At 68.9% G+C, this 26,898-nt stretch carries 24 protein-coding genes; 11 read left to right on the plus strand and 13 right to left on the minus strand.

The genetic code is table 11. The annotated features are described in order from the left end of the window. Positions 1 to 269: 269 nt before the first annotated feature. Complete coding sequence (gene lpdA, locus JIX55_RS04165) at positions 270 to 1,682, minus strand: dihydrolipoyl dehydrogenase (RefSeq protein WP_257561854.1); 1,413 nt, start codon at positions 1,680 to 1,682, stop codon at positions 270 to 272. An 839-nt stretch (positions 1,683 to 2,521) separates the two neighbouring features. Here lpdA and JIX55_RS04170 point away from each other — a divergent pair. Then, the gene (locus tag JIX55_RS04170) at positions 2,522 to 3,220 is read left to right on the plus strand and encodes an SDR family oxidoreductase (protein WP_257561855.1); all 699 of its coding nucleotides are present in this window, start codon (positions 2,522 to 2,524) and stop codon (positions 3,218 to 3,220) included. 276 nt (positions 3,221 to 3,496) lie between these two features. Here JIX55_RS04170 and JIX55_RS04175 read toward each other — a convergent pair whose 3' ends face one another. After that, positions 3,497 to 4,369, minus strand: a complete 873-nt coding sequence (locus JIX55_RS04175) for an alpha/beta fold hydrolase (RefSeq protein ID WP_257561856.1) — start codon at positions 4,367 to 4,369, stop codon at positions 3,497 to 3,499. A gap of 64 nt (positions 4,370 to 4,433) precedes the next feature. Between JIX55_RS04175 and JIX55_RS04180 the strand changes: the two genes are divergently transcribed. Next, positions 4,434 to 5,039, plus strand: a complete 606-nt coding sequence (locus JIX55_RS04180; protein WP_257561857.1) for a CGNR zinc finger domain-containing protein — start codon at positions 4,434 to 4,436, stop codon at positions 5,037 to 5,039. A 16-nt stretch (positions 5,040 to 5,055) separates the two neighbouring features. On the opposite strand, the gene JIX55_RS04185 is transcribed toward JIX55_RS04180, so the two are convergent. Continuing rightward, the gene (locus tag JIX55_RS04185; RefSeq protein WP_306820107.1) at positions 5,056 to 5,529 is read right to left on the minus strand and encodes a winged helix-turn-helix transcriptional regulator; all 474 of its coding nucleotides are present in this window, start codon (positions 5,527 to 5,529) and stop codon (positions 5,056 to 5,058) included. A gap of 762 nt (positions 5,530 to 6,291) precedes the next feature. Between JIX55_RS04185 and JIX55_RS04190 the strand changes: the two genes are divergently transcribed. The 5 genes from JIX55_RS04190 (at position 6,292) to JIX55_RS04210 (ending at position 11,846) form a co-directional block, all read left to right on the plus strand. Then, positions 6,292 to 7,080 carry an alpha/beta fold hydrolase gene (locus tag JIX55_RS04190; RefSeq protein WP_257561859.1) on the plus strand — a complete coding sequence of 263 codons (789 nt, stop codon included), beginning with the start codon at positions 6,292 to 6,294 and terminating at the stop codon, positions 7,078 to 7,080. Between the two features lie 147 nt (positions 7,081 to 7,227). Beyond that, the gene (locus tag JIX55_RS04195; RefSeq protein ID WP_257561860.1) at positions 7,228 to 8,187 is read left to right on the plus strand and encodes a GlxA family transcriptional regulator; all 960 of its coding nucleotides are present in this window, start codon (positions 7,228 to 7,230) and stop codon (positions 8,185 to 8,187) included. 451 nt (positions 8,188 to 8,638) lie between these two features. Further along, positions 8,639 to 9,643 (plus strand): NADP-dependent oxidoreductase, encoded by a 1,005-nt coding sequence (locus JIX55_RS04200; protein WP_257561861.1) that lies wholly within the window; start codon positions 8,639 to 8,641, stop codon positions 9,641 to 9,643. Between the two features lie 392 nt (positions 9,644 to 10,035). Beyond that, entirely contained in the window at positions 10,036 to 10,884 is an 849-nt protein-coding gene (locus JIX55_RS04205) for an alpha/beta fold hydrolase (RefSeq protein ID WP_257561862.1), read from the plus strand. Positions 10,885 to 11,231: 347 nt separating this feature from the next. After that, on the plus strand, positions 11,232 to 11,846 hold the full coding sequence (locus JIX55_RS04210) for a TetR/AcrR family transcriptional regulator (protein WP_257561863.1): 615 nt from the start codon (positions 11,232 to 11,234) through the stop codon (positions 11,844 to 11,846). A gap of 112 nt (positions 11,847 to 11,958) precedes the next feature. On the opposite strand, the gene JIX55_RS04215 is transcribed toward JIX55_RS04210, so the two are convergent. The 5 genes from JIX55_RS04215 to JIX55_RS04230 all read right to left on the minus strand — a co-directional run bounded on the left by JIX55_RS04215 (position 11,959) and on the right by JIX55_RS04230 (position 16,535). After that, entirely contained in the window at positions 11,959 to 12,543 is a 585-nt protein-coding gene (locus JIX55_RS04215) for a GtrA family protein (protein WP_257561864.1), read from the minus strand. Between the two features lie 707 nt (positions 12,544 to 13,250). Beyond that, on the minus strand, positions 13,251 to 14,237 hold the full coding sequence (locus tag JIX55_RS50815; protein WP_306819980.1) for an MFS transporter: 987 nt from the start codon (positions 14,235 to 14,237) through the stop codon (positions 13,251 to 13,253). Then, entirely contained in the window at positions 14,186 to 14,779 is a 594-nt protein-coding gene (locus JIX55_RS50820; protein WP_306819981.1) for an MFS transporter, read from the minus strand. Before JIX55_RS50820 ends, JIX55_RS50815 begins: the two co-directional genes overlap by 52 nt. 195 nt (positions 14,780 to 14,974) lie before the next feature. After that, positions 14,975 to 15,469 carry a PaaI family thioesterase gene (locus tag JIX55_RS04225; protein ID WP_257561865.1) on the minus strand — a complete coding sequence of 165 codons (495 nt, stop codon included), beginning with the start codon at positions 15,467 to 15,469 and terminating at the stop codon, positions 14,975 to 14,977. Between the two features lie 475 nt (positions 15,470 to 15,944). After that, entirely contained in the window at positions 15,945 to 16,535 is a 591-nt protein-coding gene (locus JIX55_RS04230) for a TetR/AcrR family transcriptional regulator (protein WP_257561866.1), read from the minus strand. 332 nt (positions 16,536 to 16,867) lie between these two features. Between JIX55_RS04230 and JIX55_RS04235 the strand changes: the two genes are divergently transcribed. Then, positions 16,868 to 17,935, plus strand: a complete 1,068-nt coding sequence (locus JIX55_RS04235; protein ID WP_257561867.1) for an alkene reductase — start codon at positions 16,868 to 16,870, stop codon at positions 17,933 to 17,935. A 177-nt stretch (positions 17,936 to 18,112) separates the two neighbouring features. On the opposite strand, the gene JIX55_RS04240 is transcribed toward JIX55_RS04235, so the two are convergent. Further along, positions 18,113 to 18,613, minus strand: coding sequence for a PaaI family thioesterase (locus JIX55_RS04240; RefSeq protein WP_257561868.1), 501 nt, complete (start codon positions 18,611 to 18,613; stop codon positions 18,113 to 18,115). 105 nt (positions 18,614 to 18,718) lie between these two features. On the opposite strand from JIX55_RS04240, the gene JIX55_RS04245 reads away from it, so the two are divergent. Beyond that, entirely contained in the window at positions 18,719 to 19,186 is a 468-nt protein-coding gene (locus JIX55_RS04245) for a winged helix-turn-helix transcriptional regulator (RefSeq protein ID WP_257561869.1), read from the plus strand. Between the two features lie 454 nt (positions 19,187 to 19,640). Here the strand turns inward: JIX55_RS04245 and JIX55_RS04250 are convergent, their stop codons facing one another. The 3 genes from JIX55_RS04250 to JIX55_RS04260 all read right to left on the minus strand — a co-directional run bounded on the left by JIX55_RS04250 (position 19,641) and on the right by JIX55_RS04260 (position 23,405). Further along, entirely contained in the window at positions 19,641 to 21,161 is a 1,521-nt protein-coding gene (locus JIX55_RS04250; RefSeq protein WP_306819982.1) for a long-chain-fatty-acid--CoA ligase, read from the minus strand. Positions 21,162 to 21,494: 333 nt separating this feature from the next. Further along, positions 21,495 to 22,412 (minus strand): alpha/beta hydrolase, encoded by a 918-nt coding sequence (locus tag JIX55_RS04255; protein ID WP_257561871.1) that lies wholly within the window; start codon positions 22,410 to 22,412, stop codon positions 21,495 to 21,497. A 201-nt stretch (positions 22,413 to 22,613) separates the two neighbouring features. After that, positions 22,614 to 23,405, minus strand: coding sequence for an SDR family NAD(P)-dependent oxidoreductase (locus JIX55_RS04260; RefSeq protein WP_257561872.1), 792 nt, complete (start codon positions 23,403 to 23,405; stop codon positions 22,614 to 22,616). Between the two features lie 445 nt (positions 23,406 to 23,850). On the opposite strand from JIX55_RS04260, the gene JIX55_RS04265 reads away from it, so the two are divergent. Continuing rightward, on the plus strand, positions 23,851 to 24,429 hold the full coding sequence (locus tag JIX55_RS04265) for a TetR/AcrR family transcriptional regulator (protein WP_257561873.1): 579 nt from the start codon (positions 23,851 to 23,853) through the stop codon (positions 24,427 to 24,429). A 482-nt stretch (positions 24,430 to 24,911) separates the two neighbouring features. On the opposite strand, the gene JIX55_RS04270 is transcribed toward JIX55_RS04265, so the two are convergent. Then, positions 24,912 to 25,385 carry a winged helix-turn-helix transcriptional regulator gene (locus JIX55_RS04270; protein WP_306820108.1) on the minus strand — a complete coding sequence of 158 codons (474 nt, stop codon included), beginning with the start codon at positions 25,383 to 25,385 and terminating at the stop codon, positions 24,912 to 24,914. Positions 25,386 to 25,584: 199 nt separating this feature from the next. Here JIX55_RS04270 and JIX55_RS04275 point away from each other — a divergent pair, with 199 nt between their 5' ends. Further along, on the plus strand, positions 25,585 to 26,598 hold the full coding sequence (locus JIX55_RS04275) for an NADP-dependent oxidoreductase (protein WP_257569209.1): 1,014 nt from the start codon (positions 25,585 to 25,587) through the stop codon (positions 26,596 to 26,598). Positions 26,599 to 26,898: the final 300 nt, after the last annotated feature.

The following is a 26,898-nucleotide window of genomic DNA, read 5'->3' on the forward strand; positions in this document are numbered from 1 at the left end:
CGACTGGCATGCTTCGGCCAAGAAGACCTGTCCGGCCGCCACACGGGGTTCCGCTGTCATCGCCCCAACTTCGCCTCAGCCGCGAAGTTCAACCGCGCGAAACCACCGGTTCACCGTCATTCAGCCCGGTGAGCCTCTCGAACACTCCCGAGAACCACCTCTGCCTCGGATCTCCCCCCGAACAAGGGATCAGGGCCCCTTGGCAGCTCGAGGTCGCGTAACCGATCCGAGCACCAACGGGCCCTGTTGCCGCTGCGCCGAGCGCCCTGCTACATGTTGATCATGTGGCCTGCGAGGCCGTGGACGGCTTCCTTGACCGCCTCGCCCAGGGTGGGGTGGGCATGGACGTTTCGGGCGACCTCGTGGACCGTGAGGTCCCACTGCTGGGCCAGGGTCAGTTCGGGGAGGAGTTCGGTGACGTCGGGGCCGATGAGGTGGCCGCCGAGGAGCTCGCCGTACTTGGCGTCGCTGATCAGCTTCACGAAGCCGCTCGCGTCGCCCAGGCCGTGGGCCTTGGCGTTCGCGGTGAACGGGAACTTCGCCACCTGGACGTCGAAACCCTTCTCCCTCGCCTGCGCCTCGGTGTAGCCGAAGCTGGCGATCTGCGGCTGGCAGAAGGTGGCGCGCGGGATCATCACGTAGTCGAGCTCCATGGTCTCCGCGTCCGCGATCGTCTCGGCGGCGACCACGCCCATCGCCTCGGCGGCATGCGCGAGCATCAGCTTCGCGGTGACGTCGCCGATGGCGTAGATGTGCGGGACGGAGGTGCGGCAGCGGCCGTCGACGTCGATCGCGCCGCGCTCGGTGACGCGCACGCCGGTCTTCTCCAGGCCGTAACCGGTGACGTTCGGCGCGAAGCCGATCGCCTGCAGGACCTTGTCGGCCTCCAGGACCTGCTGGGCGCCGTCCTTGCCGGTGACCGTGACACGGACCTGCGGGCCGGACTCGTCGATGGACTCGACGCGGGTCGAGGTGAGCACGTCGATGCCCAACCTCCGGTACTGCTTGGCCAGTTCGGCGGACACCTCGGCGTCCTCCAGCGGGGCGATCCGGTCCAGGAACTCGACGACGGTGACCTTCACGCCGTAGTTGTGCAGCACGTAGGCGAACTCGACGCCGATGGCCCCGGCACCGGCGATCACGATCGACTGCGGCAGGTCCTCGGCGAGGATCTGCTCCTCGAACGTCACCACGCGCGACGTACGGCGGGTGCCGGGCAGCAGCTTGGGGCTCGCCCCGGCGGCGATGACGCAGTGGTCGAAGCCGATGGTGCGGGTGTTGCCGTCGTAGTCGGCCACCTGGAGCGTGTGCGGGTCGAGGAACGTGCCGCGACCGCTGATTTCCGTGATCTTGTTCTTCTTCATCAGGTAGTGGACGCCCTTGACCCGGCCGTCCGCGACCTTCCGGCTGCGGCGGAAGGCCTCCCCGTAGTCGAAGGAGACCTCACCCTCGACCTTGATGCCGAAGGTCTTCGCCTCGCGCGTGAAGATGTGCGCGAGCTCGGCGTTGCGCAGCAGGGCCTTGGTGGGGATACAGCCCACGTTCAGGCAGACTCCGCCCCAGTACTTCTCCTCGACGACCGCGACGCGCTTGCCCAACTGGGCGGCCCGGATGGCGGCTACGTATCCGCCGGGTCCCGCGCCGAGTACGACGACGTCGAAGCGCTCACCCTGCTCGTCCATGGACGGCTTCCTTTCCACTGGGGGCGGCCGGCTCCCGCGAGGGGCCGGCCTTCTCCCGATCGAACAACCTGTTCATCAACTCGACAGCGGCGGCATCCGCCACCGCCCGCCGCAGGGAAGCCGGTGGAGAACGAGGGAGGCCATATGGTTCACCACGTCGGCAACGGTTCCCCGGACATCCGCTTCAGCGCCCCGGCGCCGTGATCTATGCCCGCTCAGCCATCATCGACGGCGGGCCGACGCCCCGTCGACTTCGTGTACTCCGGCCTCGGCGCCACCGAGCCTGAGGGTATCGAGGCCGAAGGCGGGGACCGGGCCGTGCGCACCGGGCTCGCGGACGGCATCCGGCCGTGCCGCGTGGGCGGCGCCCCACGCCAGGAGGGGATCCCGTCCTCTCGTACGGATCGGGTCCGGTGAGGGCCGTCGCGGTCCGGGGCCGGCCTTGGCCGTCGCGGGCGACTGCGATCACCAGGGAACGGCCATCGGGGTCGGCTCGCGCTGCGATCCCGTAAGCCGCTCGGACCACCGCGGCCGGAACGCCCGCACGTTCGCCGAGCGCAGCACGGGTGCCTGGATGTGGCGGCCGACGGCATCAGCGCCCGGTCGACGTGAACCGGAGTCCGGCGGCCGACGTCGGCGCATGGCGACCCGCTTCGGCCGCCTCGGCCGCCATGGCCTGTCGCTACCGTGCCGCCTCGTCCTCGATGTCGCGGACCAGCTCGATGGCCCGGCCCAAGGGTGGCGAGTCGGGCAGCGCTTGCGCGCACCGATCCCTCTGTTAGGATTACGTTCGTACTTTAATAACCTCAGCTCAACACCCCACTTCACCAGGAACCTCCATGGACCTCTCCACCAGCAACGCCCTTGTCACCGGAGCCAATCGGGGCTTCGGCCGGGCGCTCGCCGCCGAACTGCTCGGCCGTGGCGCCACCGTCTACGCCGGCGCCCGCAACCCCGACCAGGTCGACCTGCCGGGCGTCAGGCCGATCGCGCTCGACATCACCGACCCCGCCTCCGTCGCGGCCGCTGCAGAGGCCACCGGCGACGTGACGATCCTGGTCAACAACGCGGGGTCATCCACCGGCGCCGACCTGCTGGCCGCCGACCTGGACGACGTCCGCCTGGAGATGGACACCCACTACTTCGGCACCCTCTCGGTGGCCCGCGCCTTCGCACCCCAGATCGCGGCCAACGGCGGCGGGACGATCCTGAACATCCTGTCCGGCCTGTCCTGGGTCAGCTTCCCGGAATTCGGCGCCTACTGCGCCGCCAAGTCCGCGCAGTGGTCGCTCACCAACGCCCTGCGCCTCCAACTCGCCGACCAGGGCATCCGCGTGGCCGGCCTGCACGTCGGCTACATGGACACCGACATGGTCCGGGCCGTCGACGCGGCCAAGTCCGACCCCGCCGACATCGCGCGGATCGCCATCGACGGCATCGCCGCCGGCGCCTACGAGATCCTCGCGGACAACGCCGCCCGCCAGGCGCAGGCCGCGCTGGCAGGAGGCGTTTCAGCGCTTTACCCGCAGCTCCCCTGAGAGCCGACCGGCCAGGAATCCGCACCGAGCCCGGTGGATGCCGGTGCTCGCTGTCGCACCCATGCCGTCGCCCGCCGGCGGTCGCGACCTGAAGCCCGGACCGAGGGGCGGCCCAGCCGGTTACGGCGGGGCCGCCCCTCAGCCTGTCGTGCCATCCAGGGTCGTTCGCCGTGCGGGATCGTCACAATCACACCGTGGTCGAGGGCCCCTCGGACAGCGCGCCCCTTGGGCCGAGGCTCGACGGCTGAGGGCACCGCCTCCGTCACCGTGGAGAGCTCACCGGCTCGTCCGACCGGCCAGGAAGGGCTTCAGATGCGCCAACAGCGCCTCCGGTTGCTCCTCCGGGATGAAGTGGCCGCACTCCGGGATCTCGGCACCGGTCACGTCGTCCGCGTAGCCACGCCAGATCTCCAGTGTCGGCAGGCGGGCAGGAAGCCCCGCGGAACCCCACAGCGCCAGCAGCGGCATGGTGAGGCGGCGGCCTTCGGCGGCGTCGATGTCGTCGAGCGCGGTGTCCTCCTCCATGGCGCGGTAGTCGTCGAGGCTCGCACGCAGGGCGCCCGGGCGGGAGAACGCGCGGACGTAGCCGTCGACCGCGTCGGCTGTGAGTCCGTGGCGGTTGTAGGTCCACCGCTCGAAGAAGTACTCGAGATACCCGCGGATGTCGTGCCCCACCAAGCGCTCGGGAAGATCGGGCTGCATGTGGAACAGCCAGTGCCAGTACCCGGAGGCGAGCGAGGCGTCCAAGCGGCGGAACATCTCCCGGGTGGGAACGATGTCGAGCACGGCCAGCCGCTCCACCTGGTCCGGGCGGTCCAACGCCCAGCGGTGCCCCACGCGAGCGCCACGGTCGTGGCCCACGACCGTGGCCCGCTCGAAGCCGAGCGCCTCGACGAGACCTGCCATGTCGGCGGCCATACGCCGCTTGTCGTAACCAGTGGTGGGCTTGTCGCTCAGGCCGTATCCGCGCAGGTCCGGCGCCACAACGGTGTGGTCGGCGGCGAGATCCGCCAGTACCGGCCGCCAGCAGTCGCAGGTCTGCGGCCAGCCGTGGAGGAGGACAAGCAGAGGTCCGGACCCGGCTCGGACGTAGTGCAGGCGGACCCCGTCCACCTGCGTCACTCCGGTCGTCACTGTCGGCTGTCCCATGGATGAGCCTTCCTGACACGAGCTAACCGTCTTAGACGGTTAAGCTAACGGGCAGAATGGAGACGTGGCAACGGACGACATGTGGATCTGGGATGGCGGACGGGTCTGCCTGGACTTCGCCAACACCCTCCGAAGCCGGTGGAGAACCACTCCGGAGGAGACACTCCGGGGACCGGACGACCTGATGGGCTGGCTCCGGGAGGCCCTTCTGCTCGCACCGGGGACCACCGATTCCGCCACGGCAGCCGTTCTCATGTCCGCCCGACAGCTGCGCGAGACCGTCGACCGGGCCGTACTGGCAGTCGCCGACGGCGGACTGCCCACATCCGGCGACGTGACGCTGCTCAACCGATCGGCAGCTGCGGCCCCCAGACCCGCCCTGCAACTCGCCATCACCCACGACCGCCTGGAGCCCGCCGGCACCACGACCCTCGCCGCTGACCCCACACTCGCGCTGGCGCTCATCGCCCAGGACGCCGTCGACCTGCTTCTGTCCGCCGAGATCCGGCGCGTACGCGTCTGCGGAGCGGACCGCTGCGCACTGCGCTTCCTGGACCGCTCCCCGGCCCGCAACCGTCGCTGGTGCTCCATGTCCCGCTGCGGAAACCGCACGAAGGTCCGCCTCCATCAGGCGCGTACACGACAGAGCGGCCGGATTACGGAAAGCTGACGGAGGAGTCCTCAGCTCACTCGGGCGACCTCATACGAAAGGCCGGGCCGGGGACGCTCTCGATGTCCTTTGCCTGTACCGGGTGGCCTCGTTCGCAGCGAATCCGGACGTCGACGTGCGCGCCGCACTCGCGGTGTCGCGCCAGTACCGCCGGCCCTTCCGGGTCCGCGCGGTAACGGTCACCCCACTGCAGCAGCCCCATCACGGCGGGCACCAGATCCATGCCCTTGGAGGTGATCACATACTTCGGCCGACTCCGCGAACCGGGCTCCTTGTACGTCTCGGTCGCCAGGATCCCTTCCTCCACGAGCATCCGCAGCCGCGTCGCCAGAAGGTTACGAGGACAACCCAGGACACGTTCGAAGTCACTGAACCGGGACGAGCCGTACCACACCTCACGCAGGATGAGGATCGTCCACTTCTCGCCCACGATCTCCAGGGTCCGCGCGATCGAGCAGTTGGATGTGTCCCGGTCGAGTCGGGGGTCCATGCCGGTGTCCTGGAGAACTTCGGTCCACGTATCCATGGGGGCGATTCTAACCGAGCTTGAGTTTACTTTTAGAACTCAGCAATAGGTGCCATCGTCTGCCAGTCGACCCGACTGCGCACGAGAGGCATCAAGCCTCCCCGCACGTCACCGCGTCGACTGCGGCGCACCTCACAACGCGACGGGAGGAAGCCTGTGGCGCGCCACAGATGGAGCGCACCGGAGGGGCAGGCGCGGCCGACACCGGGGCAGAGCACGGGGCCGCCGCCTGCGAGTTGAGGCGAGACGTGGTCGAAGTGCTCGCGCCGCCGACCGGCGCCGTGCCCACCACGAAACATGGCGCGCACCAGAGGAAGGATCCCCTTGCGGCCCACCGGCCGGCCGCTTAGGATGATGAACGTAATTTAATTCGCGGGAGCCTGGTGCCGGTCACACCGGCATCGATGACGCGAGGCAAGGCCACTCCGAAAGCGCTACCCCCGAGGCGAGCGTCGGGCACTTCCCCAGCGTGCCTGACGGCGCGCTCGTCACCGGGGCCGCTGCCCCTCTGTCGACAGCCATATCGAAGCAGAAGGGCACGCGAAGGCCGGCAAGGTCGTCGTCGGATGCCGCGACGAACCCGCTTCCCTCTGGTCCTCCAGCAACGAGAACGCCCCGACACCCACCTCCGAGAAAGACCTGGACATGAGCGCACCGCGAAATTCCCCGTCCCCCTCCCGATCGTCGTACGAGAACGCGCCAACCCGCTCCGTGTCCGTTGACGGCGTGGACTTCGTCTATCGGCAGCTCGGCCCCGATGACGGCGTGCCGCTGATCCTCCTGATCCACCTGGCCGGAAACCTGGACAACTGGGATCCGCGCGTCGTCGACGGACTCGCCGCACGACGTCGGGTGATCACCTTCGGGAACCGCGGGGTGGGCGGGTCGGGCGGCTCCACGCCGGACACGATCGAAGGGATGGCCCACGACGCGGTGCGGTTCATCCGCGCCCTTGGCTTCGACCAGGTCGATCTGTTCGGTCTGTCGATGGGCGGCTTCATCGCGCAGGTCGTCGCGGAAGAAGAACCGCGCCTCGTCCGCAAGGTCGTCCTCGCGGGCACGGGCCCCGCCGGCGGCCATGGCATCGACAAGGTTCCGGCTCTTGCCATCCAGGCCACGATCAAGGGCGCCCTGACCCGCCAGGACCCGAAGCTCTCCCTCTTCTTCACCGACACCGCAGGCGGCCGAAGGGCAGGACGAGCCTTCCTGCGACGACTGAAGGAGCGCACGGACAACCGCGACAAGGACATCTCACCGCCGTCGCTCCGTGCCCAATTGAAGGCCGTCAAGCGGTGGGGCCGCCAGTCACCGTCAAACCTGTCGGCCGTGCGCCAACCCGTCCTCGTGGCAAACGGTGACAACGACCGGATGGTGCCCAGCCAGAACACACTCGACCTGGCCGCTCGTCTGCCCATGAGCGCACTTGTCCCCCTCTACCCCGATTCCGGCCACGGGGCAATCTTCCAGCACCACGAGGATTTCGTCGCAAGGGCGCTGGGGTTCCTCGACTCCTGAGCTTGAGCGGATGCCGTGGGAGCGGGCCTCGCATTCGCCGTACTGACACCGCCCAGAGACACGATGGGCTGCGCGTGATACGTCCAGCGTGTTGCCGTCACCGTCCGATAGCATGGCATGAATTCCAACTTTCGACGGGATCACGCCATGGCATCCATGCACCGAGTCGTCGTTCTGGCCGTGGACGGTGTGTACCCCTTCGAACTGGGCATTCCCAGCCGGGTCTTCGAGGCGGCGGACGGCCGCTACGAGGTTCTCACCTGCAGCGTCGACGGCCGCCCGGTACGCACCAACTCCGACTTCTCGATCACCGTCGAGCACGGCCCGGAGGCGCTGCGCACCGCCGACACCGTCGTCATCCCGCCCTTCGTCACCACCGCCGTCACGAAGGAAGTACCGCAAGCCGTGGTCCAGGCGATCGCCTCCGTGACCCCAGGCACCCGCCTCGTATCAATCTGCACCGGCGCCTTCGTCCTCGCCGCAGCCGGCCTCCTCGACGGCAGGCCGGCCACCACCCACTGGGTCGTCGCCGACCTCTTCCGCGCATGCTTCCCTCAGGTCGCACTGGACCCCGACGTCCTCTTCATCGACGACGGAGATGTGCTGACCTCGGCCGGTGCCGCCTCCGGGCTCGACGTCTGCCTGCACATCATCCGCAAGGACCACGGCAGTGAAGTCGCCAACCAGGTGGCCCGCATGTGCGTCGTGCCCCCGTGGCGCGACGGAGGACAGGCGCAGTACATCCAGCACCCGGTGCCCGAGGCCACGGCCAGCGGAACGGCCACCGCCCGCCAGTGGGCCCTGGAGAACCTCCACGAGCCCATGACGCTCACGGACCTCGCCGAGCACTCCCACATGAGCCTGCGCACCTTCGCCCGCCGCTTCACCGAAGAGGTGGGCATGAGCCCGGGACGCTGGCTGATCCAGCAGCGCGTCGACCGGGCACGACACCTCTTGGAAACCACCGACCTGCCGGTGGACGAGATCGCCGGCCAAGTCGGCTTCGCCGGCGGCACATCGCTACGTGAACACCTGCATGCCGCCATCGGCGTCTCACCGCTCACCTACCGGCGCACCTTCCGCGGCGCCCTGTCCCCCACACACTGAGCGCCACCGCACCTACCGCTCCGCGAACGCGGTGATGAACCGGCGCACCGCCACGGCCGGGGGAACGGCCTTCGCCACACACCACGCGCCCGCCCATGCCACAGGACGCCCGTCAGCCCTGCCGGGACACCGCTCGACCTCACACCAGCCCGACCGGCGGACACTTCTCGTCGATGCCCTGGGCCCGCCGTAGGCACGACGCGCCCCGGAGCCGAGGGTCTACTTGCCATCCATCGACCGGCCCCTTAGTATTACGATCGTAATTTCATTGGGTTCGGGACCTACGCCGACCACACCGGCCGCCGACGGCATCCGTGACGCAAGGCAGGCCACCCCCGAAGCCCTGCCGACCGAGGTGAACGTCGGGCACCGCATCCAGCGCGCCTCACGCGCCCTCACCGCCGAGGAAAACAGCACCCCGTCCGCTTGCGGGCAAGATACGGAGAGAACGATGAGGGCATTCCTGGTCGAGCGCTACGGCAACAAGGCCGGCCTGCGGGCCGGCGAGGCGCCGGACCCCCAGGTGGGCGCGGACGACGTCCTGATCCAGATCTACGCAGCGAGCGTCAACCCGCTCGATCTCAAGACCCTGGACGGGGAATTCAAGGCGATCCTGCCGTACCGGGTTCCTTTCGTCCTGGGCAACGACCTGGCTGGGGTGGTGGTCGAGGTGGGCGCGGCCGTCACGCGGTTCGCGGTGGGCGACGAGGTATACGCGCGGCCCGACAAGGACCGCATCGGCACGTTCGCCGAACTCATCGCGGTGCACCAGGACGACGTGGCGACCAAGCCGGCCATGCTGACCATGGAGGAGGCCGCGTCCCTCCCCCTGGTCGCCCTGACCGCGTGGCAGGTGCTGGTCGAACGAGCGCACATTCAGCCGGGCCAGAAGGTGCTCATCCATGGGGGCTCCGGCGGCCTGGGCACCATCGCCATCCAGCTGGCGAAGCAGTTGGGGGCGCATGTGGCCACCACCGCGAGCACGGCCAACGTCGAGCTGGTGAAGCGTCTGGGCGCGGACATCGTCGTCGACTACAAGAAGCAGGCGTTCGAGACGGTGCTGCACGATTACGACGTCGTCCTGGACTCGATCGGCGGCGAGACGCTCAAGAAGTCCCTGGACGTGCTCAAGCCCGGCGGAAATCTCATCAGTGTCGCGGGCCCTCCCGACGCCGCTGTCGCCCGTGAGCTTGGGGCGAATCCGGTCATCCGACTGGTGATGTCCGCGCTGAGTTTCCGGATCCGACGCCGCGCCCGACGCCGTCAGGTGACGTACTCGTTCCTGTTCATGAAGGCCAGCGGGGACCAGTTGCGCGAGCTCACCCGCCTGATCGACGCCGGCAAGATCCACCCCGTCGTCGACACGGTCTTCCCGTTCGAGTCGACCCGAGAGGCGCTGGAGTACGCCGAGAACGGGCGCGCGAAGGCCGGCAAGGTCGTCGTCAAGATTGCGTGAGGGAACAGTTCTCTCCGGGCGGCCAAGTTCCTCCACGGCCTGATCAACATCACCGCGATGGATCTCGGGTCTGAAGTCCCTGCCTGATGTGCGACGTTGGCGAGGCTGTGGGCTAACTCTCCCTCGTGCGGGACGAGTTGGCGGGCCGACCGCAGCTCACCGGGGAAGCAGCCGCCCAGGAATCCACACCGGCCCATCGTTGCCGATGCTCGGTGCCCCACGTCCGCGCCGGCCGTCGGCCCGTCCCGTCGTCACGCCTCCGCACGGTGCGCCGCACCGTTACCACGGCCGGGTCTTCGACAAGCGATCCCCAAGCCAACAAGGCGGCCGGCTGACGCCCGCCCCAACAGACCACACCTCTCAGGCACACCGGCACAAAGGAGAGCCACGTCATGTGTACCTATCTGGCAGACAAGGCCGAGGACCTGTCCGTGGAAGGCGCTTCCACAACGTTCACCTACCGGCGGATGGGGCCACGGGGCGGCGTCCCCCTGGTCCTGGTGAACCGCTTCCGCGGGACCATCGACTGGTGGGACCCGGAGTTCCTGGACCTCCTGGCCGCCGACCACGACGTGATCCTCTTCGACAACATCGGGATCGGCTACACGACCGGCGAACCGCGCGACTCCATCGAAGGATTCGCCGACGGCGCCATCGAATTCATCGAGGCCCTCGGCCTGGCGCAGGCCGACCTGCTCGGATGGTCCATGGGCGGTTTCGTGGCCCAGCACGTGGCGCTGCGGCGGCCCGACCTCGTCCGCAAGCTGGTCGTGGCGGGCAGCGGTCCGGGCCCGGTGCCCGAGCTGCCGCCGTTGTCCGAGAAGGTGCAGGGCATCATGGCCAAGCCCGACGCCGACGTGGACGACATGCTCTACCTGTTCTACCCCGAGACCGACGCGGCCCGCGCCGCCGGGGTCGAGCACCTCACCAAGGTCTCGACACGACTGGCCGCCGGGGGCCCTGCGGTGTCCGAGACAGCGGCGATGCGCCAACGCGAGGCGATCGTCAAGTTCATGGCGGTTCCGTTCGAGCAGGTACGGGCGAACCTGGAGACCATCAAGCAGCCCGTCCTGTACGCCAACGGCGTCCACGACGTGATGGTCCCCGCCCTGGCCTCCTACGTCGCCGTCCAGCATCTCGACTCGGCCACCCTGGTCCTTTACAGCGACGCCGGCCACGCCTTCCTGTTCCAGCACGTCAAGGCCTTCACGACCGAAGTGGCCAACTTCCTCGCCGCCTGACCACGCCGACCGAAACGCCGGCGCCCCACTCGGGCGGCAGACCCCTGACACCGGATCAGGCGGCACCTCGTGACCATGCGAGGTGCCGCCTGATCCGAGTGGCGATCGTCACCGCCGGGCGTCCCCGGGCCGGGAGCCGATGCTGCCCCGGGGCGCCTCATGACCGGTACAGGCGGCGTGAACCTCAGCGGACGCCGGACCTCCGAGGGCCGGGTATGTGGCTCCTGTGACGACCCTCGCGCCAACCTGCTCCCTCGACCCTCAGCCGACCATCCCGTCCAGGAACGCCGGTGCACATCCAGGACGGAAGCGTGTAGGTACGCACGCGCGACATCACGGAGTGAACGGTGACGGAGACATCGAACAACGCATCGGTCGGCGTCACCGCCGAGCGATCCGATGCCGCGCGCAATCGCTCCCGGCTACTGGAAGCGGCCGCACAACTGATCGACGAACAGGGAGCCGAGAATGTGACGATGCGGGAGGTCGCCGAAGCGGCCCGCGTGGGAAAGGGCACGCTCTTTCGCCGGTTCGGCGACCGCAACGGCCTCCTGCTCGCTCTCCTCGACGAAGCCGAGGCGGAGTTCCAGGAGGCGCATACCGCAGGTCCTCCTCCCCTGGGGCCAGGAGCACCTGCGGGAGATCGTCTGGCGACGTCCGGCTGCGCCCTGCTCGAGCGCGTCGCCGCCGACGCGGACCCGGGCGCCGCGCTGGGACGCCAGGTGCCCTACGCACGCCGCAACGCCTCGGACACCGGCCGAGCCTTGCACTGTCACGTCTCAACTCTCCTGCGCGAAACGGGGGTTGACGCAGACCACGACATGCTCGCCCACGCCCTTCTCGCCTTCACGAGCTTCGAAGCGGCGGACCACCTGCGCAAGGAGCGGGGGGTGGACACCGCACGCCTGCAGGCCACCTGGGTGGACCTGGTACGGCGGCTGGCCCAACCCAAGGGACCATGACGGAGATCATCCCGATGTAAGAATCCGGGCATCGGCGAGCTGCCCGGGCAGTCGCGGAATACCGCCGGTCACCCCAGAGGGGCGGGCTTTGGGGCACCACACACCTCTTCGCTCACAGCGCCGGTACCGGGAAGAGCAGGGACGCCTTGGCGCCCGTTTCCCGTGCCGGCGCCGGGCTCATGGCCCGCACCGTGGTCCGGGTCCGGCCACCGGCGAAGACGAACACCCGCAGCACCAGGAAACGCCCGACACCGGCGAGCCCGGCGGCGGTGAGGTAGACGACCTGCTCGTAGAGCACTCCGGCCGACGGCTGCACGAGGTGCAGGACGAGCACCGCGGTGGAGGTCACCACGTAGGCGGCCGTGGCAGACCCCGCGGACTGCCAGTGCTGGCGCCATCCGGCATGCCCTGCCCCGAAGGTGAAGCGTGCGTGGAGTTCCGTACTGAGGAGAGTCGAGGCGACGGTGATCAGAGCATTCGCCACAGTCCAGGGCATCAGTCCGGCGAGCCCGGCCACGGCAGTGCTGGACGCGACCCCGACACCGCCGCCGAACAGGACGAAGCGGGTGAAGGAGGCGAGTGGGCCGGGGGTGCCCGGGTTCCGTCGCTCCGCGACCGTAGCGCTGTCCGTCCGTTCCGCACCCCGCGCCTCGTCCACTGCCGCCGGCATTGTCTTCGGCAAGACCAGCGACTTCATGGGAAGTCCCTTTCGAGAGAGTTGCTGGGCCTCTTTGGCCGGCGGGTTCGCAGGAGGCTGCGCCCACGCGCTCATCGAGTTTTTGCATTATGACCGTACGACAATAAGCAGGGAGCCGCCCCGTGGGCAAGGTCCTGGCCAGGTTTGGGATTATGACCGTACTCACATGAGTGGCGGGGAGCGGATTCACCTACCGGAAGGGATGCCACCCGGGTCGGTGGCCTCGCAGCAGCGGAGCGGTCGTCATGCCCTCTCCATCGATGCCTCTCCACGCGCAACCTGCGGCGGCCCGGGAACAGGGCTGCCGCCAGGCCGGGGAGACGCCGCTACCAACCGCTGCACGCAGCCCGCGTCATGCCCTCACCCAACTCTCTGCACCCGTCTGGCCGCCGCGGCATGAGCAGGCGGACACCTTCCCATCTCACGGCCCTGCCACGAACGGTCTCCTCATCCGGACGTCACGCCGCATGAGGGGCGGACGAGGCATGACTTGGCCGGGTCAGCTGACCCAACGCGAATCGGACGCCAGGTGGCGCCGGTCCTGACGGCGCTCTGGTGCGCCGGGCCCCCGACGCCCGAGCCTCCGAACGCACGGGTCCGGGCACCGGGAAGGTCGGTGTCAGATGGCGGCTTCAGAGGCGGCATCAGAGGCAAAACCGCAAATGCCCTGTTCTGGCGTCGCCGTGCCAGGCCTCCGTACGGGCCTCCTACCTGCTCCCGGGCAGCACCTCGGACTCGTTCACGGCAACCCGGTCCGCCGCCGCTTCGGCGGCATGGTGCTGTGCCACCTGGATGTGCCGCAGGCCGAACCAGGCGACCAGCGCTATCAGCGCGAAGGCCGCCCCGGCGAGGACGAAGCTGAGGGTGAACCGCGATTCGGCGGGCAGTGCCGGGGAGCCGGCGGGAAGGTGCCCGACGCTCTTGGAGGCCAGCACGGTGGTGATCACCGCGCTGCCGATGGCGCTGCCAGTGGAGCGGGAGATGGAGTTGATGCCGTTGGCGATGCCGCTCTCGCGCTGCGGCACGGCGGCCACGATGATCGCCGGCATGGCCGCGTAACCGAGACTGATGGCAGCGCCCACGAACGCGCCTGCCGCGATGACCGAGGGAGTGCGGCTGTGGTCCAGGGCGAGCCAGGCGAAGCCCGCCGTGCCGCTCGCCGAGGCCAGCACCAGGACCACCCGCGGACCGTGCCGGCGGACCAGTTGACCGCCGACCGGCGCGGCGAGCAGCGACACCACGGTGCTGGGGAGCAGGTACTCCACCGATGCGCGCAGCACACTCGCGTCGAAGCCGTATCCCGCGGCCCTCGACGGCATCTGGACCAGGTACGACACGCCGATGATGAGCACGAACGTGCCGTATCCGACCAGGAGCCCGGCGAGATTGGCGAAGAGCACCGGCCGGTGGGCGAACATCCGCATGTCGACCAGCGGTTGCGGCACCTGCCGCTCGACCAGCACCCATACGGCGCCCATGGCGGCGGCACCGGCGAAGCAGCCGATCGTACTCAGCGCGGACCAGCCCCACTCGTGTCCCTGGGTGATGGGCAGCAGAAACAGCACGAGAGTCGCGGCGAGGGTGAGGGTGCCGAGGATGTCGGTTCGGCCACCGGTGGTGCGGCGGCCGGCCGGCACCAGGGTCAGGACGGCGATGAGGACGATGACGGCGAGCCCGGTGGCCAGCCAGAACACGTTGCGATAGTCGGGGTGGGAACCGGCTGTGAGCAGACCGGCGGCGCTACCAGGGCGATGCCACTGCCGAAGGCGAACGCTCCACTGGCCGTCGCCAGCGCCGCCGGCAGCTTCTGCGGGCGGATCTCTTCGCGCAGGATGGAAAGAGAGAGGGGAAAGATCGCGGTGGCGGCACCTTGCAGCACCCGGCCGGTGATCAGCCACAGCAGGGAGTGCGTGGTGGCTGCCAGTACGGTGCCGGCGATCAGCACCAGCAGTACCCCGACGAGGGTGGGCTTTTTGCCGTGCTGGTCGCCGAAGCGGCCGAGCAGGGGTGTGAAGACGGCGGCGGACAGCAGGGTGGCGGTGGTGACCCAACTGGCGTTGGCGGCGGTGGTGTGCAGGCTGCTCTGGATCAGGCTGAGGATCGGCACCACCAGTGTCAGCATCATCGACACGATCATGGCGGCGAGGCTCAGCGCCAAGACGACGGCCTTCTCACTCCTGTGCCGCCCGGCGGGCGCGGCGTCGTGGACGGGGACACTGCCGATGCCGGTGCTCATGCGTTCGAAGTCCTTCGGATTGCGCCAGGGACGGCGGGTACGACGGTCACCAGGAAGGCTGCGGCATCGTACGGAACGCGCGGCTCGCCGCATCCGGCCGGGGCGCATTGATGCGTACGTGCGGTGGTATGACCGTCAGCCGAGGTCGCGGTCGGGGCGCCGCCCGGTGCGAGCCGTGAGCATGCCCGTCGCGGTTCAGGGCGAGGGGAAGGGAAAGAGCATGCAGCTGCTGGTGGCGTGGGCGAGCAGGCGGTCCGCCTCGTCGACCAACTCGGCCTGGGCGAGAGCGGTTTGGCGTCCCCTGCTGACGACCGTGCCGATGGCACGGACCTTGCCGGTGTCCACGGTGATCCGCCGGAGGAACTTCACGGTCAGATCAAGCGAGGTGTACGCCATGCCCTGCGGCAGGGTCGACTGGACTGCCCCACCGGCCGCCGAGTCGAGCAGGGTGGCGTAGACCCCTCCGTGCACACTGCCGATGGAGTTGTAGTGCTCCTCGCCCGGCACCAGCGAGAAGACCACGCGGCCCTCCTCCACTTCCTCGAGGGCGAAGTCCAGAGCGGCCACGATGGGCGGTGGGGGCAGGCGTCGCTCGAGCAGGTCACGCAGCACCTCCACGCCCGAGGTGCGGCCGGCGGTTGCTCCCACAATCGCGGGATCCTGCCACTCATACGTACGCGTCCGTCCCACGACCCTGCCTCTCTCCGTCTGAGTTCGAGAAATGAACCTAGCCACGCGTCATCTGACTGTCAATGATGAAGCCAGGACCTGCGATGGCGGGATGAAGGCTTGAGGTGAGCACGGACAGCTGTCCGTGCTCAGCGCACGCTCGACGTGGTGGGGGAGACAGGGACGCTGCTGATCCTGCGCGAGATCAGCAACGACTCCGCCGAACCACATCGGCCGAGCGCCGCCTCCCTCGGTCCGGCAGCGGCACCCGATCCGCTGTCGCCCACCCGCCCGCTCGAATCGTCAGCGGGAGGCAACCGAGGCCGTCGATGATCAAGAGTTTCGGTCCGGCGAGGAACCGCATCCGGGCCTTCCAGCAGCCGCGGCGGCACAGGAGGTGATACCCGGTGGCGTCGGCCGAGTCCCAGCCGGAGAGACCCTGCCGACGTCGGGCCGGCCCCCGAGAGCCGCAGCCTGGGGCCAAGGATGTGGTGCGTCAGACGCGCTGCCCGGCGTCCAGCAGGGCGAGGGCGTTGTTGATCCCCTGATCGAGGAGTTCGTTGGAGAGTTGGCTGTCGGTCAAGGCGCGGGAAAGCTGCAGCGTCCCGGCCATCAGGCCGAGGAGGCTGAGCGCCTTCACACGTGCCGAGGACGGGGCCTCGGGTGCCATGCGGGCGGCAATGCCGTCGATGAGGACCAGCACACCGTCGGTGTACGCCTGCCTGGTCGTGTCGGCGCAGCGCCCGATCTCGTCGAGCAGAGCGGCGTTGGGGCAGCCGTCGCCAGGGGTGTCGCGGTGCTGGGGCGACAGGTACCCCCGCACAATCTGCTCGAGTCCGGCACGGCCGGGCGCAGCCCGCGCGACGACAGCCTCGGCCTGCACCTTCAACTGGTCGGCGATTGCCGTGGTGACGAGGTCGTCCTTGGATTCGAAGTGAGCGTAGAAGGCCCCATTGGTCAGCCCCGCGTCCTTCATGAGCGTCGAGACCCCGGAGCCGTCGATCCCGTCTCGCTTGAACCGGCGGCCCGCCGTCTCGATGATCCGCCGCCTCGTCTCCGACTTGTGCTCTTTTCCGTACCGCACCACAGCACACGCTCCATCGCCGACCGGAAGGACCGGTTGCCCTTCACCGACTTCACCAGTCTATGGTATTGCGAACGTACTCCAAAGAGTGGGCAGCGGCGGCGGTCGGCCACCCTCGAAGACGGGCCCCCCACTTGCCCCCGGCAGCCACCTCGACATACGATTACGATCGTAATACTATTGGCGGTCGATGGCGTCCTGTCCGGCCCCGCCCATGACGACTGGTCATCGGACTCAGAAGCAGCTCGGCGAAGGATCCCCACCCAGCCGACCACGCCCATACGGCGACCGCCCCATCCGTGGCCGTCCGCCACCCATAACCCGAGGAATCACCCATGCTGAACGCCCTGTGGAACCCGACCGCCGTCGGAGAGATCGCCCTGCCGCACCGGCTGGCCATGGCTCCCCTGACCCGCAGCCGGGCGACCCCGGACGGCGTGCCGACCGAGCTGAACGCCGAGTACTACGCCCAGCGCGCCTCGCACGCCCTCATCATCACCGAGGGCACCCAGCCCAACGCCGACGGACAGGGCTACCCGGTGACCCCGGGCATCTACACCGACGAACACATCGCCGGCTGGCGCAAGGTCACCGACGCCGTGCACAAGGCCGACGGACGCATCGTCATCCAACTCATGCACGCCGGCCGCATCGCCCACCCCGGCAACACCCCCCACGGGCGACAGCCCGTCGCTCCCTCGGCGATCAAGCCGGCCGGCCTCACGTTCACCGCGTCCGGACCGCAGGAGATGCCGGAGCCGCGCGAGCTGTCCACCGAGGAGGTCGCCGCGACGGTCGACGACTTCCGTCGCGCCGCCGCGGCCGCCATCGCGGCCGGCGCCGACGGCGTCGAGATCCACGGCGCCAACGGCTACCTGATCAACCAGTTCCTCTTCCCCAGCGCCAACCAGCGCACCGACCAGTACGGCGGCTCCCTCGACAACCGCATCCGCTTCGCCGTCGAGGTCGCCACCGCCGTGGCCGACGAGATCGGCGCCGGCCGCACCGGCATCCGCATCTCCCCCGGCAACCCCTTCCAGCTCAACGACCTCACCGAGAGCGACCCCCACGAGCTCTACCCGCACCTCCTGAACGCCCTCACCCCCCTCGGCCTCGCCTACCTGCACATCGGCCACGGCGGCGACGAAGAACTCCTGCACACCCTGCGCAAGCTGTGGCCGAACACGCTGCTCCTCAACCGGGCCGGCACGGACATCCCCACCCGCGCCAAGGACATCGAGGACGGCCTGGCCGACGTCATCACCGTGGGCTCGATGGCCCTCGCCAACCCCGACCTGGTCGAGCGCGTACGCGCCAACGCCCCCCTCAACACCCCCGATCCCAACACCTTCTACGGCGGCGGCGCAGCCGGCTACACCGACTACCCCGTCCACGCCGCCTGAGCAGAGCAACCGGCGCCCGAGGGAAACGTCTCCCCCGGGCGCCCAGGCATGGCTGCGACACACCCCGGCCTCACAATCGACGAGGTGCCAAGGGGCAGCGGGCCGCCGCCGAGTGGAGTATCGATGCACTCCCTGTTGTCCGGCTGCCCCCACGGACCGAGGGCCCCGCCTGCGGAGTCACGCCCGAGGGGCGGGCACCGGGAAGAGCATGCAGCTGCTGGTGGCATGGGCGAGCAGTCGGTCCGTCGCGTCGACCAACTGGGCCTGGGCGAGGGCGGTTTGGCGGCCCTTGCTGACGACCGTGCCAATGGCGCGCACCCGTCCCGTGTCCACGGTGATCGGTCGCAGGAACTTCACGGTCAGGTCGAGCGAGGTGTACGCCATGCCCTGCGGGAGGGTGGACTGGACGGCGCAGCCCGCCGCCGAGTCGAGCAGGGTGGCGAAAACGCCGCCGTGGACGCTGCCGATCGGGTTGTAGTGCTCCTCGCCCGGCATCAGCGAGAAGACCGCCCTGCCGGGCTCCACCTCGTCCAGGTCGAAGTCGACGGTGGAGCTGATCGGCGCCCTCGGCAGCCGCCCCGCCTGCACCTCACGCAGGAAGTCGATGCCGGCCATGCGCCCGGCGGCCTCCGCCGAGATCGCGGGATCGTCCCAGTGATACGTACGCGTTCGCCCCACGGTCCAGCGCCCTTCCCTCTGCCTGTCGGCTGACTTTTTCAAGTGAAGCTAGACGTCGGTTCACCTGACTGTCAATGACGAAGGCAGGTCCCTTAGGATGGCGGGATGGAGTGGCTTGAGGCGAGCACGGAGAACTGCCCCGTCCAGCGCACGCTCGACGTGATCGGGGAGAAATGGACGCTGCTGATCCTGCGTGACGCCGTCAACGGCGTCCGCCGCTTCGACGACTTCCACCGCCACATCGGCCTGTCGGAGGCCGTCCTCAGCGACCGTCTCCGCAAGCTGACCTCGGCCGGCATCCTCAAGACCGTCCCCTACCGGGAGCCCGGCAGCCGCTCCCGTAACGAATACCGTCTGACCCGCAAGGGCTGGGACCTGTGGCCCGTCCTGATGGCGCTGAGCCAGTGGGGCGAGGCATACACCCTCGGTTCCGAGGGTCCGCTACTGGACGTCCGCCACACCGAGTGCGACGCCCCGGTCCGCGTCGTCGTCGAGTGCTCGGCGGAGCACTCGCCCCTCACTCCCCGTGAAGTCACCGCCCGGCTGGGAACAGGCGCCCGCCTCCGCTCGTGAGCCATCGACCTCAGGGTCGCGGGCCGGACAGCCGCGACATCAGCTGAGTGCCGTGCACTCCGCCGCCGTTGCCCCTCAGCGCACGATCGACTTCGGCGTGCCGCCGAACCCAACCCGATGGGCGCTCCGGCCGCAGGGTTCAGCGCCTTCGCCGTCGCCGGCACACTGGCCGCACCGATGAGCAGTGCCACGGTGAGCGTCACGCCACCGACGTCCCCTTGAACGCAGCGACGATCTCGTCGGCGGTCACGATGGCATGGGACACGGGAACGTGAGGACAGGAGCACAGCCCCAGGCGGGATACCGAAACCGCCCAACCTGACCTCCCTGGTTCTGTCGGTCCAGGCGGAGGGCGCTATCCCAAGGCAGGCTCTGCGGGGTCGGGTGCCTTGGCATGGCACGTCTTACATGCCCCAGGCGTTCGGTCGCCTCAGGCGCGAAGCGGCCGACGGGCTCAGGCCAGATCGCGTTTCATGATCTTGCCGGTGGGGGTCAGGGGCAGTTCGGCGACGAACTGGACGACGCGCGGGTACTTGTACGCGGCAAGCCGCTCCTTGGCCCAGGCGGCGAGTTCCTCCTCGGTCGCGCCGCTGCCGGCCTTCTTCACCACGACGGCCTTGACCTCCTGACCGTGGGATTCGTGCGGTACGCCGATGACGGCGACCAGTGAGACGGCGGGGTGCTCCATGAGCACTTCCTCGATCTCGCGCGGGTAGACGTTGAAGCCGCCGCGGATGATCATGTCTTTGGACCGGTCGACGATGTAGTAGAAGCCGTCCTCGTCCTTGCGGGCGAGGTCGCCGGAGCGGAACCAGCCCTCCCTGATCGCCTCGGCCGTCGCCTCGGGCCGTTTGTAGTAGCCCTTCATGACGTTGTGTCCCTTGATCGCGATCTCCCCGATCTCGTCGGGGCCACCCTCGATCTCGGACCAGTCGTCGCGGATCAGCTTCATCTCCACGCCCGGGATCGGCACGCCGATCGACCCGACTCGGGGCTCCTCTCCGAACCGGGAGAAGGAGGCCGTCGGAGAGGTCTCGGACAGCCCGTATCCCTCGAGGATCGTGACGCCGAAGCGGTCCTTGAACTGCTTGTGGATCTCGCCGGGCAGCGCCGAGCCACCAGCCACCGCCACGCGAAGATTCGCGGCCAGGCGGGCGACGTCGACCGTGGCGTCGAGAGCGGCGAGAAGACCCCAGTACATCGTCGGGACGCCGGCGAAGAACGTCACGTCGTGGTCGAGCATGAGACGCAGGGTCGCCCGCGCCTCGAACCTCGGCTGCATCACGATCGTGCCGCCGAAGGCGAGCGCGCCGTTCTGGATCACGGTCTGGCCGAAGGCATGGAACAGCGGCAACGCGCACAGGTACGTGTCGGGGCGCTCGGGGTCGGCGGCGAACAGGTCGACGCCGGCGAGCGCGTTGTCGTACACGTTGCGGTGACGCAGCTCCGCGCCCTTGGGCCGTCCGGTCGTGCCGGAGGTGTAGAGGACCACCGCGGTGTCGTCCTCGTCGCGCTCGACCGTCCGGAACGTCACCGGCTGCCCGGCGATTCCCGCTGCGTACGACTCCGGCGTACCGTCCCCGGCCCACGGCGCGCCAGCGCCCTCGATCAGGAAGAACTCGGTACAGCTCTCGGTGGCCCGGAATCCCTCCCACGCGGTCTGCCCGATCGGCAGCTCCGATGTGCCTTCGAACGCGAAGTACGCCTTCGCGTCGGAGTCGGTGAGGTGGTAGGCGACCTCGCCGGCCTTCAACAGCACGTTCAGCGGCACGACCGCCGCCCCGGCCTTGAGGATGCCGAAGTAGACGCTGGTGAAGTGGGGCAGGTTGGGGCAGGACAGTGCGACCTTGTCCCCCGGCCGGATACCGCGCGAGACGAGCAGGTTCGCGACCCGGTTGGCCGCGGCGTCGAGAGCTCTGTACGTGATGCGGTCGTCACCGAAGACGATCGCGGTGCGCTCCGGGTACCGGGACACGGAATCCGTCAGTATACGTGGCACGTTGCGGCTCGGGCTGTGCATCGTCGTTCTCCTGGTTCTCGGGGTGGGACGAAGGCGTGGCAGGTCACGTGTGGACGAACTCCGGAGGCGGCACGAAGCCGTCGACTTCCCGGCCCGGCAGTGCGGCGAACTCGATGGTGATGACATCGCCGCCGTCGTGGTCGGCCGTCCGGACCGTCGTCTGCCGGACCGGGACGAGATCGCGGGCGTCGCGGACCTGCGCGCCACCGCAGGCCGTGTCGGCGTCCGTCCCCCGTCCCGGTCCGGCAGGCGCGCGGGTCTTGCGACTGCCGCGCCCGGACCGCTCGGTCAGATCTTGGTCTTCTCGCGGACCCAGGCGCCGATCTGTGCGATGGCGGCGTCGGTCTCCGGAACCCGGCCGGCTCCGTAGACGTACGAGTGCTGGCCTCCGGGGACCACCACGGTCGTCGTGTCGATTCCGGCGTCCTTGACGCGGGCGGCGAACTCCTCGTCCTCGCCGGCCAGGACCTCGTACGTTCCCCAGGAGACGAGGGTCGGGGGCAGACCACTCAGATCCGCCCGGTTCAGATTGATCCTGGTGTCCGTGAACTCGATGCCCGTACCCCCGATCCAGGCATCCCGGAAGAACTCCAGCAGATCCTTGCTGAGTATCTTGTCCGTCTCGGCCTTGGTCACCATGGTCTCGTTGGCGATCTCGAGGTCGCACCAGGGGGAGATCGACACGATGGCGCCGGGCAGCGGCTGCTTCTTGTCACGGAGGCGAAGCGCCAGGGCGACGGCGATGAACCCGCCGATCGAGTGGCCGATCGTGATGATGTTTCCCGGCTCGTACCCTTCGGACAGCAGCCAGTTGAAGGCCGCCTCCGCGTCGTCGACCTGGGCCGGGTACTTGTGTTCCGGTGCGCGCCGGAAGTCCAGGACCAGTACGGGGGCCCCGGCGGCCTTGGCGATGTGGCCGGCGAGCTTCCGGTCGACGTGTGCTGACGCCAGAACGGAGCCGCCGGCGTGAGTGTGCAGGAGGACGTGGTCGGTGTTGGCGTCGACCGGTTCGCACCAGATTCCCAGCACGCCACCCGCGTCCACCTCCCGGTAGGTGACGCCTTCCGGCTCCCGGGCCGCGAGATGGACCTGCTCCGCCTGGATGCGCGCCGCATCCAACTCGGACTCGGGAATCACGAGTCCGGCCATAAAGTCCGCGAACTCGATCGCTTCCGGGCTCAGTTCTACAGCAGCGTGATCAGACACGGGGCACCTCCATGGGGCCATTTGGACATACCGGACGGCGCGGACGGGCTTGCCGCGCACCTGACCGCCGCCATCGCGGTACTGGTACTGGGCGGCCGAGCGTTGGTCTTCCCCACGGGCCGGAGGACGTATCGGTCGTGTGTGGCAGCGGCCGTGCCGTTGTCACAGAGGGACTGCCGCAGCGGGGGTCGGAGCCGGCGGTCAGCCGCGGTAGCGGTCGGCCGGGACTCGCTGCGACAGGTTCGGGACGAGCGTCTGGCGCGCCTTCTCGAACGACTCCCAGTCACTGATGTCCGGCAGTGACGGGATGGTGACCGGCTCCCCGGCGTCGAGGCCGGCGAGCGCCGCGTCGACGGTGTCGTCCGCGCTCATGATCCACTCGTCGGGGAACGCCGCGAGGTCGAGGCCGGAGCCGTCCCAGAACTCCGTGCGGACCGCGCCCGGGAGTACGGCCTGCACTGTGACGGGGCTCTCGGCGAGTTCCTGCTGCAGGGCCTGGGTGAACGTCAGGACGTAGCTCTTGGTGCCGCTGTAGACGGCGCTGACGGGCAGGATGTTGAGAGCCAGGGCAGAGGAGATGTTCACCACGGTGCCGTGCCCGCGGGCCGTCAGGCCCGGCAGGACCGCGGTGGTCAGCCTGGTCAGCGAGGTCACGTTGAGGTTGATCAGTGCCTCGGAGGCCGCGGCGTCGGAGGCCGCCAGCGGGGTGAACAACGACCCTCCGGCGTTGTTGATCAGGACCGCGATGCTCTCGTCGGTCCGTAGGCGCTCCTCGACCACGGAGATCTGCGCCGCGTCGGTGAGGTCGGCGGTGACGACGTCCACCGCGCGGCCCGTGCGGCTGCGGATGTCCGCCGCCAGCGTCTCCAGCCGCGCGGTGTTCCGGGCCACCAGGATCAGGTCGTGGCCCCGGTCGGCAAGCCGCTGCGCGTAGGCGGCACCCAGGCCTGCGGACGCGCCGGTGACGACAGCGGTCTTGTTCTGCGTGGTCATGGGGTGGATCTCATTTCTGGGCTGACGGGGTGAGTGGGGGCCGGAGCGTCGACCCCGCTTTAGATTACGATAGCTATCTAAAGGGTTCTGGTCAACGGTCCCGCAATGCCGTCAATCACCGCCCACGGCCGGAGACCGCTCGACGTGCACGCGGGGCTACAGGGTCGGCGGCCGATCAGGTTCGAATGGAGAGTCATCGGGCCGCCTGGTCGCCATGGACGGTTTCGCGCACTGCCCTCACGGCGAGCACGCGGGCACGGCGAACGACACCCCGGAACGGATGCCCCGCACGGCCGGAAGCCGCTTCCGCTTCGGATGCGGGCCCGCGAGCTCCTCGCCTTGCGGCGGCGAGAAGGAGCCGCACGGGAAGAGGACGCCGCGGCCGGCCGCCCGGCACTTCGCGTACGATAGATGCACTTAACTATCTAACGTGGGCGGGTGACTGATGAGTCGGGTTTCGCAAGCACAGGCGCTCGAGAACCGCAGGCGCGCGGTCGCCGCGGCCTCCCAGCTCTTCCGGGAGCGCGGTGTGAACGGCATCAGCGTCGCCGATCTGATGAAGTCCATCGGGCTGACCACGGGCGGCTTCTACAAGCAGTTCCCCTCCAAGGAGGCCCTGATCGCCGAGGCGGCTCAGGCCGCCTTCGGGGACCTCGACCTGCTCCTGGCGTCGTTCGACACGGCCCACAGCGATCACGAGACCGCGCGCGGCGCCCTCGTCGACTTCTATCTGTCGGCCGAGCACCGTGACCAGCCCGGCACCGGCTGCCCCACCGCCGGATTCGCAGGGGACATGGCCCGCGAGCCCACATCCGGGGAAGTACGCGAAACGTACGCGGCCGGAGTCGAGGAATTCGCCGCGTGGATGTCCACCGACACCAGCGAGGGCCTTCCCCTGGTGGCCACTCTGGTCGGCGCGATCCTGCTTGCCCGGGCCACGGCGGGCACCGAACTGTCGGAAAAGATCCTGGAGTCGACCCACAAAGCCCTGACCGCACCACACGACCTTGCTCCGGAATCCTGAACACGGGCTATGAGGATGTGGCCCAACGCCCTGTATTCAAGGGGTTGTTGGGCCGGTCAAGGGGCTTGCTTCCATGCTTTGGCAAGGACGTTTCCGTACCCGATCTTGCGGAGCCCCGCCGCTGCCGCCGTCCTGACGTCGGGCCGACGACTGCGCGAGACGGTCGACCGAGCCGTGCTCGCGGCCGCCCACGGCCGGCCACCCGCATCCAGCGACGTCACCACGCTCGACCGAGCAGCAGCCGAGGCCCCTGCCCCACCCCGCACACTCCTACCCCGCACACTGCCATCACGGACGACGCCTGGAGCCCGCTGGCGCCACGAGCATCGCCACCGATCCCGCAGCCGCGCCGGCACTGATCGCCCAGGACGCCGTCGATCTGCTCCTGTCCCCCAAGCTCCGGCGCATACGCGTCTACGCACGGACCGCACACCCCGGCAAACTGCGCCCACCACGAACCCCTGGCGCAAACCGCACTCGGCTCACTCGGCGGACCTCATCCGAAATGCCGGGCCAGGGACGCTCTCGATGTCTTCCGCCTGCACGGCGTGGCCACGTTCGCAGCGGATCTGGGCGTCGACGTGCGCGCCGCATCCGCGGTGTCGCGCCAGTACGGCCGGGCCCTCCGGGTCGGCGCGATAGCGGTCGCCCCACTGCAGGAGCCCCATCACGGCCGGGACCAGATCCACGCCCTTGGACGTGATCACGTACTTCGGCCGGCTCCGTGAGCCCGGTTCCTTGTAGGTCTCGGTGGCCAGGATCCCTTCCTCCACCAGCATCCGCAGCCGCGCCGCGAGGAGGTTGCGAGGACAGCCGAGGACGCGTTCGAAGTCACTGAAGCGGGACGAGCCGTACCAGACCTCGCGCAGGATCAGGATCGTCCACTTCTCCCCCACGACCTCGAGGGTCCGGGCAATCGAGCAGTTCGACATGTCCCGGTCGAGACGGGAGTCCATGCCGGCGTCCTGGAGAGCTTCGGTCCTCGCATCCATGCGGGTGACCCTAACCCCACCTGAGTTTACTTTTATATACTCAGGAAGTAGCGTCATGACCCAGCACATCAACCCGGCCGCACGCGAGAAACGGGCGCGCAGGGGGACCTGCGCGAAGAATCACATCGACCACCCGAACCACCCACGCAGAGAGGCGGCCGACATGAAGGCATTCGTCGTCGAGAAGTACGGCAAGGACGGCGCGCGCGCCGCAGAGGTACCCGAGCCCACGGTCGGAGACCGCGACGTCCTGGTCAGAGTGAGCGCCGCCAGTATCAACCCGCTGGACAAAATGGTCCGCAACGGGGAGTTCAAGCAGCTCCTGAAGTACAAGCTTCCGTTCGTGCTCGGCCACGACGTGGCCGGCGTCGTGACGCGGGTCGGCTCCGCCGTACACGGCATCGAAGTCGGCGACGAGGTCTACGCCCGTCCGCGCGACCTGCGGATCGGAGGCTTCGCGGAGTTCATCGCGATCGACATGGACGATGTCGCGCCCAAGCCGGCCTCCCTCACCCTCCAAGAGGCAGCCGCCGTGCCGCTGGTGGCCCTGGCCGCCTGGCAGGTTCTCGTCGACCGTGCCCACGTGAAGCCGGGTCAGAAGGTGCTCATCCACGCCGGTGCCGGTGGCCTCGGCTCGACAGTCATCCAGCTCGCCAAGCATCTCGGCGCCACAGTGGCGACGACCACGAACACCGACACCGAGAAGTTGGTCAGGAGCCTCGGCGCCGACGTCGTCGTCGACTACACCAAGGAAGACTTCTCGAAGGTGCTGTCCGGCTACGACCTGGTGCTGGACTCCCTGGGCGGAGCGAACCTCGAGAAGTCGCTGACCGTGTTGAAGCCCGGCGGCCTGGCCATCAGTGTCGTCGGCCCGCCGGATGCCGGCTTCGCCAAGCAGCTCGGCGCCCCATCCTTTATGGGCCTGGTCATGAATACGCTCAGCCGCAAGATCCGCAAGCAGGCGAAGGCGCTGAACGTGCGCTACGAGTTCTTCTTCATGCAGGCCAACGGCTCCCAGCTGCGCAAACTCGGCGCCCTCTACGACAGCGGGAAGCTCCGCCCGGTCGTCGACAGCGCCTTCCCGTTCGACCAGACGCTCGAGGCGATGGCGCATGTCGAGCAGGGCCGCACCAAGGCCGGCAAGGTCGTGGTCTCGATGGTGCCCGACAACGACTGAGACGGTGCCGGCCACAGAGCCTCCGTCCAGCACGGTCACCGGAGGGGCGACGACGCCGCCGGCGATCCAAGGGCGGCACGGTCACGGAGAGCCGCCGCCGCAGGCGTCTCGGTGCCATTCCGCAGGCCATATGGCTCGCACAGCACGCCACGCGGCTCTACGCCGACCCGAGCCATGGTTGGTTAGGCCCCCCGCACCCGTTGAGCAGAAGCTGCACCTGAGGGCGGGGCCTGACGGCCGGGCCGCCGCGCCACCGCGATGCCGGTGACCGGTCCGCCGGTCTCCTGCTCGACCAGGCCG

Source organism: Streptomyces sp. DSM 40750 (genome assembly GCF_024612035.1).
Taxonomy (GTDB): domain Bacteria; phylum Actinomycetota; class Actinomycetes; order Streptomycetales; family Streptomycetaceae; genus Streptomyces.